The organism is [Eubacterium] eligens ATCC 27750 (genome assembly GCF_000146185.1).
GTDB lineage: Bacteria > Bacillota > Clostridia > Lachnospirales > Lachnospiraceae > Lachnospira > Lachnospira eligens.
Window position 1 is genome coordinate 54,545 of sequence record NC_012778.1, and the last position, 17,446, is coordinate 71,990.

General features: G+C 39.6%; 19 protein-coding genes. 10 read left to right on the top strand and 9 right to left on the bottom strand.

What is annotated here, in order from left to right; genetic code table 11:
- Window position 1 precedes the first annotated feature (1 nt).
- The 6 genes from EUBELI_RS00250 to EUBELI_RS00275 all read right to left on the bottom strand — a co-directional run bounded on the left by EUBELI_RS00250 (window position 2) and on the right by EUBELI_RS00275 (window position 5,050).
- Window positions 2-1,582 carry a glucose-6-phosphate isomerase gene (locus EUBELI_RS00250; RefSeq protein WP_012738324.1) on the bottom strand — a complete coding sequence of 527 codons (1,581 nt, stop codon included), beginning with the start codon at window positions 1,580-1,582 and terminating at the stop codon, window positions 2-4.
- 169 nt (window positions 1,583-1,751) lie between these two features.
- Window positions 1,752-2,300: a ferritin family protein gene (locus EUBELI_RS00255; protein ID WP_041687854.1), complete on the bottom strand. Its 549-nt coding sequence runs from the start codon at window positions 2,298-2,300 to the stop codon at window positions 1,752-1,754.
- 168 nt (window positions 2,301-2,468) lie between these two features.
- Complete coding sequence (locus EUBELI_RS00260) at window positions 2,469-2,870, bottom strand: Fur family transcriptional regulator (RefSeq protein ID WP_012738326.1); 402 nt, start codon at window positions 2,868-2,870, stop codon at window positions 2,469-2,471.
- 18 nt (window positions 2,871-2,888) lie between these two features.
- On the bottom strand, window positions 2,889-3,953 hold the full coding sequence (locus EUBELI_RS00265) for an undecaprenyldiphospho-muramoylpentapeptide beta-N-acetylglucosaminyltransferase (protein ID WP_012738327.1): 1,065 nt from the start codon (window positions 3,951-3,953) through the stop codon (window positions 2,889-2,891).
- A gap of 52 nt (window positions 3,954-4,005) precedes the next feature.
- The gene (locus EUBELI_RS00270; protein ID WP_041687855.1) at window positions 4,006-4,809 is read right to left on the bottom strand and encodes a radical SAM/SPASM domain-containing protein; all 804 of its coding nucleotides are present in this window, start codon (window positions 4,807-4,809) and stop codon (window positions 4,006-4,008) included.
- The gene (locus EUBELI_RS00275; RefSeq protein ID WP_012738329.1) at window positions 4,802-5,050 is read right to left on the bottom strand and encodes a TIGR03905 family TSCPD domain-containing protein; all 249 of its coding nucleotides are present in this window, start codon (window positions 5,048-5,050) and stop codon (window positions 4,802-4,804) included. Before EUBELI_RS00275 ends, EUBELI_RS00270 begins: the two co-directional genes overlap by 8 nt.
- Window positions 5,051-5,233: 183 nt before the next feature.
- Between EUBELI_RS00275 and EUBELI_RS00280 the strand changes: the two genes are divergently transcribed.
- The 3 genes from EUBELI_RS00280 (at window position 5,234) to EUBELI_RS00290 (ending at window position 7,195) form a co-directional block, all read left to right on the top strand.
- Complete coding sequence (locus EUBELI_RS00280; RefSeq protein ID WP_012738330.1) at window positions 5,234-5,926, top strand: 5'-methylthioadenosine/adenosylhomocysteine nucleosidase; 693 nt, start codon at window positions 5,234-5,236, stop codon at window positions 5,924-5,926.
- Between the two features lie 78 nt (window positions 5,927-6,004).
- On the top strand, window positions 6,005-6,199 hold the full coding sequence (locus EUBELI_RS00285; protein ID WP_022099195.1) for a hypothetical protein: 195 nt from the start codon (window positions 6,005-6,007) through the stop codon (window positions 6,197-6,199).
- Between the two features lie 33 nt (window positions 6,200-6,232).
- The gene (locus EUBELI_RS00290) at window positions 6,233-7,195 is read left to right on the top strand and encodes a D-2-hydroxyacid dehydrogenase (protein ID WP_012738332.1); all 963 of its coding nucleotides are present in this window, start codon (window positions 6,233-6,235) and stop codon (window positions 7,193-7,195) included.
- Between the two features lie 98 nt (window positions 7,196-7,293).
- On the opposite strand, the gene EUBELI_RS00295 is transcribed toward EUBELI_RS00290, so the two are convergent.
- Window positions 7,294-7,566: a hypothetical protein gene (locus EUBELI_RS00295; RefSeq protein WP_012738333.1), complete on the bottom strand. Its 273-nt coding sequence runs from the start codon at window positions 7,564-7,566 to the stop codon at window positions 7,294-7,296.
- Window position 7,567: 1 nt separating this feature from the next.
- A complete protein-coding gene (gene dtd / locus EUBELI_RS00300) occupies window positions 7,568-8,014 on the bottom strand; it encodes a D-aminoacyl-tRNA deacylase (RefSeq protein ID WP_012738334.1) in 447 nt (148 codons plus the stop codon).
- 403 nt (window positions 8,015-8,417) lie between these two features.
- Here dtd and EUBELI_RS00305 point away from each other — a divergent pair, with 403 nt between their 5' ends.
- The 4 genes from EUBELI_RS00305 to EUBELI_RS00320 all read left to right on the top strand — a co-directional run bounded on the left by EUBELI_RS00305 (window position 8,418) and on the right by EUBELI_RS00320 (window position 13,891).
- Window positions 8,418-9,647 (top strand): 6-phosphofructokinase, encoded by a 1,230-nt coding sequence (locus EUBELI_RS00305; RefSeq protein WP_041687856.1) that lies wholly within the window; start codon window positions 8,418-8,420, stop codon window positions 9,645-9,647.
- 140 nt (window positions 9,648-9,787) lie between these two features.
- Window positions 9,788-10,243, top strand: coding sequence for a MarR family winged helix-turn-helix transcriptional regulator (locus EUBELI_RS00310; protein WP_012738336.1), 456 nt, complete (start codon window positions 9,788-9,790; stop codon window positions 10,241-10,243).
- Complete coding sequence (locus tag EUBELI_RS00315) at window positions 10,237-11,982, top strand: ABC transporter ATP-binding protein (protein WP_012738337.1); 1,746 nt, start codon at window positions 10,237-10,239, stop codon at window positions 11,980-11,982. The genes EUBELI_RS00310 and EUBELI_RS00315 overlap by 7 nt, the downstream gene beginning before the upstream one ends.
- A 10-nt stretch (window positions 11,983-11,992) precedes the next feature.
- Complete coding sequence (locus EUBELI_RS00320) at window positions 11,993-13,891, top strand: ABC transporter ATP-binding protein (RefSeq protein WP_012738338.1); 1,899 nt, start codon at window positions 11,993-11,995, stop codon at window positions 13,889-13,891.
- Between the two features lie 63 nt (window positions 13,892-13,954).
- Here EUBELI_RS00320 and EUBELI_RS00325 read toward each other — a convergent pair whose 3' ends face one another.
- Window positions 13,955-15,178 (bottom strand): 6-phosphofructokinase, encoded by a 1,224-nt coding sequence (locus tag EUBELI_RS00325; RefSeq protein WP_012738339.1) that lies wholly within the window; start codon window positions 15,176-15,178, stop codon window positions 13,955-13,957.
- A gap of 171 nt (window positions 15,179-15,349) precedes the next feature.
- On the opposite strand from EUBELI_RS00325, the gene EUBELI_RS14530 reads away from it, so the two are divergent.
- Genes EUBELI_RS14530 through EUBELI_RS00340 form a run of 3 tightly spaced genes read left to right on the top strand, consistent with a single transcriptional unit; the run spans window position 15,350 to window position 17,354 of the window.
- On the top strand, window positions 15,350-16,045 hold the full coding sequence (locus EUBELI_RS14530; RefSeq protein WP_012738340.1) for an HD domain-containing protein: 696 nt from the start codon (window positions 15,350-15,352) through the stop codon (window positions 16,043-16,045).
- Window positions 16,042-16,734 (top strand): NUDIX domain-containing protein, encoded by a 693-nt coding sequence (locus EUBELI_RS00335; RefSeq protein WP_012738341.1) that lies wholly within the window; start codon window positions 16,042-16,044, stop codon window positions 16,732-16,734. Before EUBELI_RS14530 ends, EUBELI_RS00335 begins: the two co-directional genes overlap by 4 nt.
- The gene (locus tag EUBELI_RS00340) at window positions 16,731-17,354 is read left to right on the top strand and encodes a flavin reductase family protein (protein WP_012738342.1); all 624 of its coding nucleotides are present in this window, start codon (window positions 16,731-16,733) and stop codon (window positions 17,352-17,354) included. Before EUBELI_RS00335 ends, EUBELI_RS00340 begins: the two co-directional genes overlap by 4 nt.
- Window positions 17,355-17,446 lie beyond the last annotated feature (92 nt).

Genomic DNA, 17,446 nt, shown 5'->3' on the forward strand with positions numbered 1-17,446 from the left:
GTTAGATATTAAGTAAATCACTATATACCTTTAAAGCACCATCTGTATCATGAGCAAGTACCTTCTTGGCAAGTACTTTACCAAGCTGGACACCTTCCTGGTCAAAGCTGTTGATGTTCCATACGAAGCCCTGGAACATAATCTTGTTTTCGAAGTGAGCAAGTAAAGCACCAAGTGTCTTAGGAGTAAGTTTGTCTCCGATAATAATGCTTGAAGGTCTTCCGCCCTTGAAGTTCTTGTTAAGGTTCTCATCTGACTTTCCGCATGCAAATGCGACAATCTGAGCAGCAACATTTGCACAAAGCTTCTGCTGGCTTGTGCTGTCCTGAATTGTAACATCTGTTTCTAACTGGTTGTTCTTAAATCCGATGAACTGTAATGGCACAATGTCAGTTCCCTGATGAAGAAGCTGGTAGAATGAATGCTGACCGTTAGTTCCCGGTTCACCAAAGATAACTGGTCCTGTAGGATAAGTAACTGGCTCACCAAATCTGTTTACTGACTTACCGTTAGATTCCATATCAAGCTGCTGAAGATGAGCAGGAAAACGGCTTAAAGCCTGTGAATATGGAAGAACGGCTGTACAAGGATAACCTAATACATTTCTTTCGTATACACCGATAAGGGCATCTAACATCTCAGGGTTCTTGCGCATATCAGGATTAGCTGATAACTTGTCCTCCTCTGCAGCACCATCAAGGAATTCTGCAAATACTTCAGGTCCGAAAGCAAGTGATAATACTGCACCGCCAACTGATGAAGTAGAAGAGAAACGACCTCCGATATAATCATCCATGAAAAATGCGTCTAAATAATCATCACTCTTGGCAAGTGGTGAAGTCTCGCTTGTTACAGCAATCATGTGCTTAGAAGGATCAAGTCCTGCCTTCTTTAATGCATCCTTAACAAATGATTCATTAGTAAGAGTCTCAAGAGTTGTTCCTGACTTAGAAACAAGTACGAATATAGAATGTGCAACATCAGTAGAAGCAAGCACTGCGGCAGCATCATCTGGATCAACATTGCTTATGAACTTAGCTTCCATCTTAAATGCATTGTTCTTCTTAGCCCAGTTCTCAAGTGCTATGTACATTGCACGAGGACCGAGGTCGCTTCCGCCAATACCAATCTGAACAACAGTAGTGAACTTCTCACCGGCTGCATTAGTAATCTCACCGTTATGTACCTTGTTAGCAAATTCTGCAATTCTTTCCTGCTGTGTCTTGTAAAATGTTCTCTTATCAACGCCATCAGCTTCAACTGCGTCACCTAACTGTCCTCTTGTCATATGATGGAGAACAAGTCTCTTCTCACCAGTGTTAACAACTTCTCCGTTATATAAAGCCTTAAACTTGTCTGCAAGCTGAGCCTCATCAGCGAGCTTTTCAAGTGCAGCAAGCACATTTTCATTAACCTGCTTAGATGCGTAGTTATATGAAAGTCCGGCAGCCATAGGTACGCTGTAATTCTTAACGCGTTCTGCACCATTATCACCAGACATAACCTCTGTAAGACAGGCTGGCTTAACATCTGCTAACTCCTTGTAAGATGAAAGTGTGTCTAAATTGTTCCATGAAACCATAATCCATATCTCCTTCTCTACAAATATTTAATTACACAATAAATTATAACAAAATTATACTATTTAAGGTTGTCGAATTCAAGGAAAAGGAGAAATTAAAAAGAGGAATAAGTCCAAAAACTTATTCCTCTAAAAATCCTTATATTATCCGATTCTATTGGTTTTACAATTAACCAAAGTATCTCTTAAGAAGTCCCTCGAATGCCTTACCATGTCTAGCCTCATCTCTAGCCATCTCATGAACTGTATCATGGATTGCGTCAAGGTTAGCAGCCTTAGCTCTCTTAGCAAGGTCAGTCTTACCTGCTGTTGCGCCGTTCTCAGCTTCAACTCTCATCTCAAGATTCTTCTTAGTGCTGTCTGTTACAACTTCGCCGAGGAGTTCAGCGAACTTGGAAGCATGCTCAGCTTCTTCCCAGGCAGCCTTCTCATAGTAAAGACCGATTTCTGGATAACCCTCTCTGTGAGCAACTCTTGCCATAGCAAGGTACATACCAACCTCTGAACATTCACCTTCAAAGTTAGCTCTTAAATCAGCAACGATATCCTCGCTTACGCCCTTAGCTACGCCAACAACGTGCTCAGCAGCCCATTCTCTTTCTCCTGTCTGTGCAGCGAACTTGCTTGCTGGTGCCTTACATACTGGACAGACGAAATCTGCTGGAAGAGATTCTCCTTCATAAACATAACCACAAACTGTACATACATACTTCATAATAATAATCTCCTTTCGTTTATAAACATAACAGGCATGAGCCTGAACTCTACTTATCGGAACTTCTGAAAATGTTTCATCAGTTCGTAACTAGAATATAACATAAATAAATCAGCTTGTCAATAAAAATAGGAATGATTACTATTTTTATTTTGCTGACTTGTAAAAACGTTAATTTTCCGAAGCACATTTTTCACACAATCCATAGAAGCAGACTGAACCAGCCTCGATTTTGCCCGGAAAATGTGATGAAACATTAGCTCCGAGGTTTTCAAGGATTTCATTGTCTGATGGATTGGTAATATCAATTAAACATTTGCATCTTCTGCACTGAAAATGCAGATGCGGCTTCGTATTGGCATCGTAATGAACGAAACCGTCCTCACATGGAACAGTAACGGCTTCGCCATGCTCCACAAGAAAGGAAAGGTTTCTATAAACTGTTCCAAGACTTATGCTTGGAAAATCATTTTTGACAAATGTGTATACAACATCGGCAGTTGGGTGGTCTTTGCGTGACATAAGAAATGTTTTGATAGCGTCACGCTGACGGCTATGTTTAACAGCGCCCATAAAATCACCTCCGGATTATTATTTACTATTATCTTTAATTAAATTCATAATTTTGTCAATAGAATCCTGCTGCTCACTTTTTTCCATATTAATGATGTACTGGTGTCTGTCAGCATAAAGCTTGCGGACTGCGGCAAGTAAGGTATCCTTATTCATATCCTCCTCCGTAAGAACCATGGAATAACCATGCTCCTTGAAAGAATTGGCATTAAGAATCTGGTCGCCACGGCTTGCATTAGCAGAAAGCGGAATCAGAAGATTAGGCTTCTTGAGAGCAAGCAGTTCGCATATGGCATTGGCACCCGCACGCGAGATAACAATAGAACTGATTGCGAAAAGGTCGCGCATCTGCTCGCTTATGTACTCGAACTGGACATAGCCGGGAGTTCCATTGAGAGAATCGTCCATCTTTCCTTTTCCACACAGGTGAACAACCTGAAAATCCTTAAGAAGTTCAGGTAAAATGCTTCTTACAGCATCATTTACATGGACAGCGCCAGTACTTCCGCCGACAACAAGAATAATAGGTTTGTCAGTTGTGAAGTTGCAAAGGTCAAGTCCGGCAGCTTTGTTGCCAAGCAAAAGCTCCTGTCTGATAGGAGAACCTGTAAGAACAGCTTTTCCTTCAGGAAGGTACTTGAGTGTCTCTGGGAAATTGCAGCATATTTTAGTTGCTTTTCTCATAGCAATCTTGTTGGCAAGGCCGGGTGTCATATCAGATTCGTGGATAATTACTGGAATATGACGGCTTCCGGCGGCAAGAACAACAGGTACAGACACGAAGCCTCCCTTAGAAAATACGATATCAGGTTTGATTTTTTTCATAAGTCTCTTAGCCTGAAAAAGTCCATGAAGCACACGGAATGGATCAGACAGATTCTTAAGACTTCTGTATCTTCTTAATTTGCCGGATGAAATACCATAATAAGGAATTCCAAGATCTTCAATAAGAGTTTTTTCAATACCGGTATATGAACCGATATAGAAAACCTCGTAGCCGGCTTCCTTAAGGCTTGGAAGCAGGGCAATATTAGGTGTTACATGTCCGGCAGTACCACCACCGGTAAGTACTATTTTTTTCATAGGTCATTCTCCTGAAAATATAATAAAATGTCCGATTTGTTCAAATGTATCATTACATTTTATGAGCAAATCTTTCCTTAAAGCTGCAATGCATGCAGAGCGGTTCGACCGCAGTCTTTTTCTTGAATCCTTCCATAAATGCAACGCTTCGTGGGCTTGAAAGGATTTCCTCAAGTGTTGAATCAAGAATATTGCCAAGAGCCATCACACCGTTACCGTCAAGACAGCATGGAACGACAGTTCCGTCACACAGAATAGCCATATGCTGGCGGAGTCCCTGACAGAATCCGCGCTCATTGCAATAAGTGCTGTTCACATCAGGCCATTCAAACGGAGACTGAACATTAATATAAAGATGTCTCTTGATTGTGCAGTTCTTCTCACCAAACAGAAAAGGCTCTTTCTTAGTATTCCAGAGTCTTAGTGAAATCTCTGTTTCAGTCTTATCAAGAAGCGTCTCGCAGGATTCAAAAAGATTATGAATATAAGAATCCATGTCAATGCAGTCGTTATCGTCAGCGCTGTGAAGCGACACATTAATCTGATGTACAGGATACTCCAGTAAAACCGGAAGCTTCTCTTTAATAAGAGTGGCATTGGTAGTAAGATTTACTGTCATATCAGCGTCCTGACATATCTTAAGAATTTCACCAAGCTGTGGATGCAGAAGCGGCTCACCTTTAACATGAAGATAAATGTAATTAGTATAATGTCCGATTCTTTCAATCACTGTGCGGAATTCGTCCACACTCATAAAATGTGGTTTTCTCAGAGTTTCCTGACAGAAAGAACAGTGCAGGTTGCAGCTGCTTGTTATCTCGACATAAACTCTTTTAAATCGCGCGACACTATTCATTATCTTTCTTATATTCCTTTAAGGCTTTGGCAAGCTGGTCAGGACATGATGTGTCCTTATAGCCACATTTGATACCGTCCATTCTTTTGATAGCTTCGTCAATGTCCATGCCCTCGATAAGAGCAGCAACGCCCTGAGTATTGCCGGCACATCCGCCAGTGAAATGCACATTAACAACCTTTCCATCAACAACATCAAAATCTATCGCGCGTGAACATACGCCTGAAGTCTTAAATTTCATAAAAATCTCCTTACTTATCTTTTTTTACAGTATAACACTTTTACATGATATGAAAAAGCATAAGTTGTTTTATTGCAAATGTTCAATTATAATGTATGCAGTTAGAAATGAATATATTAAGGAGGCTAAAATCCTCTCCTCGCCAAGGGGCTCGGATTTTGCTTCGCAAAACAAGGAGGATTTATGATAGGTATTATTGGTGCAATGGACGAAGAAGTAGAACAGCTTGTTGAGGTGATGGAGATTACCCGCGAGGAAACTAAGGCATGCATGACATTTAAAGCAGGAAAGCTTGCCGGGAAAGATGTTGTTATTGTAAGAAGCGGAATCGGTAAGGTTAATGCAGCGGCATGCACACAGATTCTTGTCGATGACTTCAAAGCAGACTACATTATTAATACAGGAATCGCTGGTTCACTTAAGGCAGAGATTGATATTGCAGATGTTGTTATTTCATCAGATGTTCTTCATCATGACATGGATGCGACAGGATTTGGATATCCTTTAGGACAGATTCCAAGAATGGATACACTTTCATTTGCAGCAGACGAAAGACTTATTAAACTTGCTGGCGAGGCTTGTAAAAATGCAGTTCCGGAAATCGGAGTACATGTCGGCAGAGTTGTAAGCGGCGACCAGTTCATATCAGACAAGGCTGTTAAGGAGAGAATCAGCAGCAATTTCGATGGCTTCTGTACAGAGATGGAGGGAGCAGCGATAGCACAGGTTTCTTACCTTAATAAAGTTCCATTTGTAATATTAAGAACTATATCAGATAAGGCTGATGACAGCGCAACAATGGATTACCCTGCATTTGAAAAGCTCGCAATTGCTAACAATGTCAAGGTTATGAAGGAACTTGTTGCAAATATTTAATCAGACGGTGGTTCGACAATATCTGCTTTAATTAAGATGTATAATGCGGTAGTATTCAATGTCTTTTGGGAGGTTTGTATGCAGACTGTATTAATAGCAATCAGGAATTATGCAGATGATGACAGCGGAAATGTCGATATACATAGCAGGCTGACTGTAAAACCATTTAAGAAAATGAAAGGCGCAGGACGACTTTTTTTACTAAAAAATGTAGACAGGGAGCTTGTGAAACTAAATAAACAGTACAGGGAAATTATTAAAAATGTACGATAATTATGCAAAAATGTGCAGAAACGGAGGATTATTATGAAGATACTTATGTTGGAAACTATGACATACGGGGATGATATTTCGCTTGAGCAGTTTAACAGGCTTGGCGAGGTTGTGACATACAGCTTAAGTTCTTATGAGGAAGCTGTTGCAAGAATGAAAGAGCATAATCCTGATGTCGTTATTATTAATAAAACTAACATGAACGCAGAGTGCATGGCAGCTGCGCCTAATCTTAAGATGGTGGCAGAGGCAGCTACAGGCTACAACAATATTGATATAGAATATGCCAAAGCGCATGGAATAAGGGTTGCCAATGTTGCCGGATATTCAACACAGTCAGTTATACAGCACACATTTGCACTTGCATTTTATCTTATCGAGAAGATGAGATATTATGATGACTTCGTAAAGAGCGGTGAGTATGCCGAGTGGCCTTGCTTCTCACATTTTGCAAATGTGTTTCACGAACTGGCAGGAAAGACATGGGGAATTGTCGGACTTGGCAATATAGGAAGAGGCGTTGCTAAGATTGCGGCAGACTTTGGCTGTAATGTAATATACTATTCAGCAAGCGGTCACAGCTATGATGTGCCATACGAAAGATATGAGCTTGATGAATTTTTGAAGAAATCGGACATTGTGTCAATTCATGCACCGCTTAACAAATATACAGAAAATCTGTTTAATTATGAGACACTTAAGAAGATGAAGAGCAGCGCAGTTATTCTGAATCTTGGACGTGGCCCGATTGTTAATGACGCAGACCTTGTAAAAGCGCTTAACGAAGGCGTGATTGCAGCGGCAGGACTTGATGTAATAACTACTGAGCCGGTTGTTAAGGACAATCCTCTTCTTACAATTAAGGACAGCAACAAGCTTATCGTTACCCCTCATGTTGCATGGGCGACATACGAGGCGAGAACCCGCCTGATGGACGAGATATATCTTAATATCAGGGCATATATGGACGGGGAAGAGCGAAATGTTATTGTTTAATGTATGGTAATAATTAGATGTTAAAAAGAAGAATGCTTTTTTAAAACGCAATATATCAAATAAGATTGATATTCTTCGCGCAAAAAGTCAATGAATTTCTAATCTTCCTCAATAACCTCAATTTCCATATAAGCAAATTCGATATCTTCAACAAAGTTATCTTTAGTGAAGCGTACTTTCGAGTGGCGCTGGAATTCTGAAACATTGGAATCGAGCCAGATTGGCTCGGCAAGGTCGAATTCATAGCATGCGTCATGAATAGCAGCGAATATTTTGCGGGTTCTGTTTAAATCAGAATCCGCATTTTTAATTACAGTGTCTTTGATAAGATGCCCTCTGTCGTCAAAGAGCTTACACCACATTCTAAACATATCAGAAATCCTCACTATCTATCAGTATTGTGAATGGACCGTCGTTTTCAAGGCTGACCTTCATATCAGCACCGAATCTGCCGGTTTCAACTTTAGGAACACGTTCACGGCACATTGCCACAAATTTTTCATAAAGGGCGTTAGCCATATCAGGCGCGCCGGCATTAGTAAAGCTTGGACGGTTGCCTTTGCGGCAGTCCGCATAAAGTGTAAACTGGCTTACAATAAGCAGCTCGCCACCGACATCTGCCAGTGACAGATTAGTTTTGCCATTCTCGTCCTCAAAAATACGCATTTTGCATATCTTGTCTACATATTTTGGAAGCATTTCTTCTGTATCGTCCTGACCAGCCCCGAAAAGAATCAGAAGCCCATGTCCGATATTTCCAACAACTTCGCCATCTATCTTAACATTTGCATGATTAACACGTTGTATTACGAATCTCATATTAAACTCCTTAAATGTGTGAATAACTGAATATTATACGCTTAGGGGGGATGTGTCAACTTGTTAAGGAACATTATTATTATATGAGTTTTATCTTCTGTCTGCCGATTTAGACGCCGTTTCCTATAAAATTTAAAAATAAGTTAACTTTATAGGTAGAATTTGAGAAAAATAGGTGTATTTTGAAAAAAATGTTGTGAAAATGCAGAAAAAGACCTATAAGATGACTTCAAAAGAAAATTTATAGGAACATTTTGCTGTGTAGACAGCTTAAATGATAGAAAATGGCTGAAATGTTCCTATAAGAAAATAAAAAATGCGACTACCGATAGGTATCATGTTGCAATCAATAATCGACAGGTGATACAATCTAAGCAACAGCAATAAGGTAGGAGGCATGAGTATGTTAAAGAATATTCTGGTAGGTCAGTCAGGCGGACCGACATCGGTTATTAATTCATCATTATATGGAGTGATTGAGGAAGGACTTAGAAATAAGGAAAAGATTGGCACTGTGTATGGCATGGTGCATGGAATTGAGGGATTTCTGGCAGGCAATTTCATTAATCTTTCTGAAGTGGCAGATAATGAGCCAATTGATAGATTAAAGATAACACCGGCTTCTTTTCTTGGAAGTTGCAGGTATATGCTTCCAGAAGATTTAGGGGATAATGTGTATGATAAATTGTTTGATACATTTGCACAGATGAACATTGGATATGTGTTCTATATTGGTGGCAATGATTCAATGGATACAGTGTCAAAATTATCAAGAGTGGCATTATTGAAGAAATCGGACATAAGATTTATAGGTGTACCTAAGACAATTGATAATGATCTTGTAATGACAGATCATACTCCAGGGTATGGTTCAACTGCAAAATATGTTGCTTCAACATTAAAAGAAATTATACTTGACGCAACATGTTATGCACATCCGTCTGTGACAATTGTTGAACTTATGGGAAGGCATGCAGGCTGGGTTACAGCGGCATCAGTACTTGCTAGAACAGAGTATAGCAGAAATCCTTATCTTATATATATGCCAGAGCATGCATTTGATATGGAAGAATTCAAGAAGTCACTTAAGGCGGCACTTGAACAGGAAACTGCAGTTGTTGTGTGCGTATCAGAAGGAATTGCGGACAAAGACGGCAGATTCATATGTGAATATGCAGATGCAGCATCGGTTGATGGTTTTGGACATAAGATGCTTACAGGCTGTGGAAAGTATCTTGAAAATTATGTTAAAGCAGAATTTGGAATCAAATGCAGAAGTATTGAGCTTAATCTTCCACAGAGATGTTCATCACTTCTTGCTTCAGCAACAGATATTGATGAAGCCGAAAAAGCAGGAAAGGCAGCGGTTGTAGCAGCTCTTGACGGTGAAACTGGAAAAATGATTACGTTTGTAAGAGATGATACTAACGGATATGAGATTAATTACGGACTTGCAGATGTGAACGATATATGCAATAAGGAAAAGAAGTTCCCAGCAGAATGGATAACCGCAGATGGAACAGATATTTCTGATGAGTATATTAAGTATGTAAGACCACTTATTCAGGGAACTAATATTGCGGAGTATTCAGATGGGGTGCCGGTTCATCTGAAGCCTGCTTATTACAGATAACATTAAATATTAAATAAAAATAAAAATGACAGCACGCTATTGACAGCGTGCTGTCATTTTTGTAATATATCAAAGCTACTTAAGAATTTTATTAAAAGAATGGCAGGTTAGGATGCCGTTTTGTTACGAAGGGAGCAGATATGCAGCGGGAGTCACTCCATTGTGGAGAGCTTATAAAGCGTCTTAATGATATTCTTGGAAGATGTTCCAATGAGGAGTTAAGAGCAGATGACATGACATCTTCACAGGTTAAGATGCTTATGATGATTAATGAAACTAAAGATGAATGTATTACGCTTAAGGAGCTTGAGAAGCACTTTGGCGTAGCCCAGGCGACAATAGCGGGAACAGCAGCGAGGCTTGAAAAGAAGGGAATGATAGAAAGCTTCTATGACCCTTCGGATAAAAGAGTCAAGCATGTGAGAATAACAGACAAGGGCAGAACCATGTGCGTTCATGCAGGTAAGGCAATGCATGACAAAGAAAAATGGTTTCTTTCATCGCTTTCTGCTGACGAAAAAGAAGAATTACACCGTCTGTTACAAAAAGTATACGATGATGTGAATAACTGTGAAAGGAAGTGTAAGAAATGTTAAAAACTTTATCAGCATATATTGGTGAGTATAAAAAAGTCTCGATAAAAACGCCAATATATATAATTGTTGAAGTGCTTATGGAAATACTTATTCCGTTTGTTACGGCAAGTATTATCGATAAGGGTATTCAGGCGGGAGACATGAGCAAGGTGTTGATGTACGGTGGACTTATGCTTGTGCTTGCATTTATAAGTCTATTTGCTGGAATTCAGGCAGGAAAATATTCGGCTTTGGCCTCTACCGGCTTTGCATGTAATTTAAGAGAGGGAATCTATTCGAATATCCAGAATTTCGCATTCTCTAATATAGACAAATACAGCACAGCAGGTCTTATTACCCGTATGACTACTGATGTTACAAATGTGCAGAATGCATATCAGATGATTCTTAGAATTGCGGTAAGAGCACCACTTATGATGATATGCAGTATGGTTATGTGCTTTATTATCAATCCTACATTAAGTTTTATATTCTTAGGTGCGCTTATTCTTCTTGGATTTGTACTTTTCTTTATTATATATAAGGTTACTCCAATATTCACAGAAGGTTTTGCTAAATATGATGATTTAAATGCGAGTGTTCAGGAGAATGTCACAGGAATCAGAGTTGTCAAAGCATTTGTAAGAGAAGACCATGAGAATAAGAAATTCAGTAAGGCTGCCGGGAATCTTTACAAAATATTTGTTAAGGCGGAATCATGGCTTGCATTCAACAATCCTATTATGATGTTTGTTATATACGGAAGTATTATTGCACTTTCATGGTTTGCAGCACATTTTATTACTGATGGAACTATGACAACGGGTAACCTGACATCAATGTTTTGCTATGTAATGAGCATGATGATGTCACTTATGATGCTTTCTATGATATTTGTTATGGTTTCGATGAGTGTGGCGAGTGCAAGACGAATTGCTGAGGTTCTTAATGAGAAGGCTGATATTACTAATCCGGAGAATCCGGTTATGGAAGTACCTGACGGAAGAATTGATTTCAACCATGTGAACTTCACATACAAGAAAGACAGCGACAAGGATGCTCTTGAAGACATAGATATCCATATAAATGCGGGCGAAACAATCGGTATTATAGGCGGAACGGGCTGTGGAAAGTCAAGCTTCGTTAATCTGATAAGCCGTCTGTATGATGTTAAGGATGGTTCTGTATGCGTAGGCGGAATTGATGTAAGAGACTACGACCTTGAAACTCTTCGTAATGAGGTTTCAGTTGTTCTTCAGAAAAATGTGCTTTTCTCAGGAACTATTCTTGATAATTTGAGATGGGGCGATGAAAATGCGTCTGAGGAGGATTGCATAGAAGCCTGCCGTCAGGCCTGTGCAGATGAATTTATCGAGAGAATGCCTGATAAATACAATACATGGATTGAGCAGGGGGGAAGCAATGTTTCCGGTGGTCAGAGACAGAGACTTTGTATCGCAAGAGCACTGCTTAAGCACCCGAAGGTTCTTATTCTTGATGATTCAACAAGTGCTGTTGATACAGCCACAGACGCTAAGATTAAGAAAGCATTTGCAACAAAGATACCAGGAACTACCAAGATTATCGTATCACAGAGAATTTCAAGTATTCAGGACGCAGACAGAATATTGGTGCTTGAGAATGGCTGTGTGAGTGGTTTTGATACTCATGAAAATCTTGTTGAGAACAATAAAGTTTACCGCGAAATCTACGAGGTCCAGACACAGGGCGGCGGTGATTTTGACGAGGCAGGAGAATAGGAGGCAGCATATGGATAAGAATATTGATATGAAGAATAAGAAGAATAAAGAAAATCCACTTCATCTTATGAAGAGGCTGCTTGGATATATTTTAAAGAATTACAAGTTTTCGTGTATAGCAGTGCTTGTGTGCATTCTTGTTTCAGCACTTACAACACTGATAGCAACGCTGTTTATCCAGAAGCTTATTGACAGTTATATTATTCCGCTGACACAGTCAGCAGTACATGATTATGCACCGCTTGCAGGCGCACTTATTAAGCTCGCTGCAGTTCTTATGGTCGGTGTATTATGTTCATATTGCTACAACAGAATTATGGTAAATGTTGGTCAGGGAACTTTAAAGAAGTTGAGATTAGAGCTGTTTACTAATATGGAGTCACTTCCTATTAAGTATTTTGATACTCATGCACACGGCGATATCATGTCAGTATATACTAACGATATCGACACATTAAGACAGCTTATAAGTCAGAGTATACCTCAGGTCATCAATTCATGCATTACACTTGTATCTACATTTGTAAGTATGATTGTGCTTGATATTCCGCTTACAATCGTATCGGTTGTGATGGTTGTTATTATGCTTTATGTAACTTCCAAGCTGAGTGCACTTTCCGGAAAATATTTCGTTGAGCAGCAGAAGGATATCGGTAAGGTTAACGCTTATATCGAAGAAATGATGGAAGGACAGAAGGTTGTCAAGGTGTTCTGCCACGAGGACAAAAGTATTGAGCAGTTTAAGGAGATTAACAACAGGCTTCGTGAGAGTGCCAATAACGCTAACAAGGTTGCTAATATCACAATGCCTGTTAATGGTAATATAGGTAATATCAGCTATGTATTATGTGCAATAGTTGGTGGTATTCTTGCTCTGAGTGATTTTTCAGGACTTACAATTGGTACACTTGTTGCTTTCTTAAGTCTTAACAAGAGCTTTACACAGCCTGTAACACAGATAAGCCAGCAGGTGAGCAGTATCGTTATGGCGATGGCTGGTGCCGGAAGAGTATTTGAGTTATGTGACGAGAAGCCGGAGGTTGACGAAGGTTTCGTTGAGCTTGTAAATGTAAGATACAACAAGAACAATGAGCTTATTGAGACTAAAGAAAATACTGAGATGTGGGCATGGAAGAAGCCGGCAAAGGACGGCAGTAGTGCAGAGTACACAAGACTTGCTGGTGATGTAACATTTGACGGAGTTGACTTTGGCTATAATCCGGACAAAATGGTACTTCACGATATTAAAATGTATGCTACACCGGGACAGAAGATTGCATTTGTCGGAAGTACCGGAGCAGGAAAAACTACAATTACTAATCTTATCAACAGGTTCTATGATATTCAGGATGGTAAAATCAGATATGATGGAATTAACATCAACAATATTAAGAAAAATGATTTAAGACGAAGCCTTGGTATCGTTCTTCAGGATACTAACCTCTTTACGGGTACAATCATGGATAATATCAGATACGGAAGGCTTGAGGCGAGTGATGAGGAATGCATCGCAGCAGCAAGACTTGCCAATGCTGATGGATTCATCAAGAGACTTCCGGATGGCTATAATACTGTGCTTTATGGCGGAGGTGCTAATTTAAGCCAGGGACAGAGACAGCTTCTTGCAATTGCAAGAGCAGCGGTAGCAGACCCACCTGTACTTATTCTTGATGAAGCTACTTCATCTATTGATACAAGAACAGAGCGACTTGTCCAGAAGGGTATGGATGCGCTTATGTCAGGAAGAACATCATTTGTTATTGCCCACAGACTTTCTACAGTCCGCAATGCAGACTGTATTATGGTTATGGAGCAGGGAAGAATTATCGAGCGTGGAACACACGACCAGCTCATGGAAGAGAAGGGCAGATATTATCAGTTGTATACTGGTAAGAGCATATCAGCGTAGACAGAAACAAAAAAGCAGGTGAGGAAAATCCTACCTGCTTTTTATTATGTAATAAGATTATTATTATGCATTAATATTAAGATGTCTTGGAAGACCGTCTACCATGATTGGTGAAAGCTCAGCCTGGATAAGTGGTCTGATGTAGTGGATGAGGTCGTCTGTTACGAAGTCATCATCTGTAATCCACTCAAGAGGAACTTTCTTCTCGATGTTAGCAATCTGGTGAACATCATTAGTCTCTGTGATGCACATATATGGATCATCAGAAACTCTCTTAAGAACAACAACCTTACCTGTCTCGCCTTCAAATGCAGCCTTAACAGCAGCACCACCAACGTTGTATGCTTCTGTGATATCTGTACGGCTTGTCATATGAGCTGCACAACGCTGAAGTGTTGAAAGCTCGATAGCACGAGTCTTGATGCCAAGTTCAGCACCAATCTTGTTAGCAAGGAATTTAGCTGAGCCAGCAAGCTGCTTGTGACCAAATGCATCTACGAATTCTACATGCTCTGAAAGCTCGAATACATATCTTCCGTCAGCAACCTTAATACCTTCTGAAACAGCGATAACCATTGAACGGCCCTTAGCTGCAATTTCTTTAACTCTTGCCATGAAATGGTCGATATCAAATACTTTCTCTGGAAGGTAGATAAGGTCTACACCTTCGCAGTCATCACTCTTTGCAAGAGCAGCAGCGGCTGTAAGCCATCCGGCATTACGTCCCATAATCTCTACAATAGTAACTGTAGGATAATCATATACAAGACCATCTCTGATGATTTCCTTCATAGTAGCTGCGATAAACTTGGCAGCAGAACCAAATCCTGGTGTGTGGTCTGTAACAGCTAAGTCATTATCAATAGTCTTAGGTACACCCATGAATTTAATATCGCTTCCGGTTACGATTGCGTAATCAGATAACTTCTTGATAGTATCCATTGAGTCGTTACCACCAATATAGAAGAAATATTTGATATCAAGATCATCAAGAATCTTGAAAATCTTATCAAATGTTTCTCTGTCTTCGCTTATCTCAGGAAGCTTGTACCTGCATGAACCAAGATAAGATGAAGGTGTTCTCTTTAATAAATCAATATCCATTGTTGAGTTAATCTTCTCTGAAAGGTCAACATACTGACCATCAAGAAGTCCCTTAATACCGTGGAGCATACCATAAACTTTCTTAGCTCCTCTGTCTATGGCTGTCTTATATACCCCAGCAAGACTTGAGTTGATAACAGAAGTAGGTCCTCCTGACTGTCCAACTATAACATTACCATCCATATTATATTCTCCTCCGAATCATATTTCTGCATAAAAAATGCAAGTGATTATGTGCATAGTTTAGCACAATTTCTATAATCATACAACTTAAATGTTGAATATATTAATAATTATATTTATGCAAATGTACAGGCTTTTATGATATAATTTTCAAGGTGATTTTAATGCCGCATGTACAAGATTATGAGATTATGTTTATGGGCAGGAATGGAGATTAATATGTCAGTTAAGATTAATTCTTACAAAGGGAGAAGCATAAGACAGGTATACAAGGAGAGAATCAAGAAGGATGAATATTCTAATGCGATTGACAGAATATGTAATAGATATAAGTTAGGACACATTAAGCAGAATGAGTCTGGCAGGGAATATAAGAACAGGATGAATAAGCTGTTTTCAGATGATGTGATACAGAGTATGAAGAAATATTCGCATCATGGACGTACAAGCCTTTTCGGGCACAGTGTACATGTTTCTTATTATAATTATCTTGTGTGCAAGAAATTACATCTTGATGAGAAGGCAGGAGCTAAGGCAGGACTTTTACATGACCTGTTTCTGTACGACTGGCACAAGTATTCGCCTGGGAAGGGTGAGAGACTTCATGGTTTTGAGCATCCTACAAAGGCACTTAAGAATGCAGGAAAGTATTTTGATATAACAGAAAAAGAGGGAGACATGATTGCAAAGCATATGTTTCCATTGACAGTTACACCACCAAAATATAAAGAAACATTTGTTATTGTACTTGTAGATAAATTCTGCAGCTTTAATGAGGTGCTGGATGATTTCATACACAGGAAGTTCTGTGGAGCAAAGGATACAAGAATTAAATGGTTTGGTGCAGGTAAGGGAGAGAAACGATGAAATATTTAAGTGAAGAGCAGAATAAATGTTTTGTGGGAACGGGAGAACTTAATAAAGCTGGTGATAGTCTGGCTGTTTTCCTTGACAAATACGACCCTGATAAATATCAGAATCCATGCAACACTGTGGATACGCTTGTATTTACAAAGGAAGATTCACAGGTTAAGAGAATTCTTCTTATAAAAAGAGGAAATCATCCATGTATTGGATTGTGGGCGTGTCCGGGAGGCTTTGTTGAGTTTAAAGAGAATCTATATGATGCGGCTTTAAGAGAGCTTCAGGAGGAAACTGGTCTGCATGATATTGAAGCAGAACAGCTTAAATCATATGGCGATTATGACCGTGACCCAAGAACAAGGATTATTACAACAGCATTTGTTGCATTGATAGATGAAGGCAGCCAGAAGGCTCAGGCTGGTGATGATGCAAGAGAGGCCGGATGGTTTGATATATCAGATGAACTGGTTAATAAGACAGAGGATAAGTCACTTATTAAGGAAGAATGGCTGTGCAGGCTGTCCAATGCTGATAAGAATATTAATATCTGTGCAAGGGTGGAAGTTACCTATAGAAAAGGTATTCTTAAGAACCGCACATATAAGGTTGTTGACGGCGATGGGCTGGCAGCAGACCATGCGGCTATTATACTGGAAGGATACCATCATGTTAAGGAGGCATTTAACGCATGAGTGAGAAGATAAAGAAGAACGAGAAAGCTAAGAAGCAGACATGGAGAGCCGGCAATATGCTATATCCTGTGCCTGCTGTTATGGTAAGCTGTGCAAGAAAAGGAGAGAAGCCTAATATTATTACGGTTGCATGGGCAGGAACTGTATGCTCTGATCCGGCGATGGTTTCGATATCTGTAAGAAAAGAACGCTACAGCCATGACATTATTAAGGAAACAGGAGAATTCGTTATTAATCTTACAACAAGAAAGCTTGCGAGAGCCACTGATTATTGTGGAGTAAAATCTGGCAGGGACGTTGACAAATTTGCAGATATGCATCTTACAGCAGCACCGTCAGTTAAGATTGAAGCTCCAGCAATTGCAGAAAGTCCTGTCAATATCGAATGTAAGGTAAAGCAGGTGTTAGAGCTTGGAAGCCACGATATGTTTATAGCAGAGGTTATGGCTGTAAATGTAGATGAAAGCCTGTTAGATGAGAAGGGAACACTGCATTTGTCAGACGCAGACCTTATTGCATATTCGCATGGAAGATATTATGGACTTGGTGATTTCATAGGTAAGTTCGGATATTCCGTACAGAAGCCTTCTAAGCCAAAATCTTCCAGAAAGAAAAAATAGGGTTTACAAACCCAATATCCTGTGTTAGTATAATTGTTACGAAATTGTTACAAATATATTACAAGAAGATAACTATATATTAACATAGTATT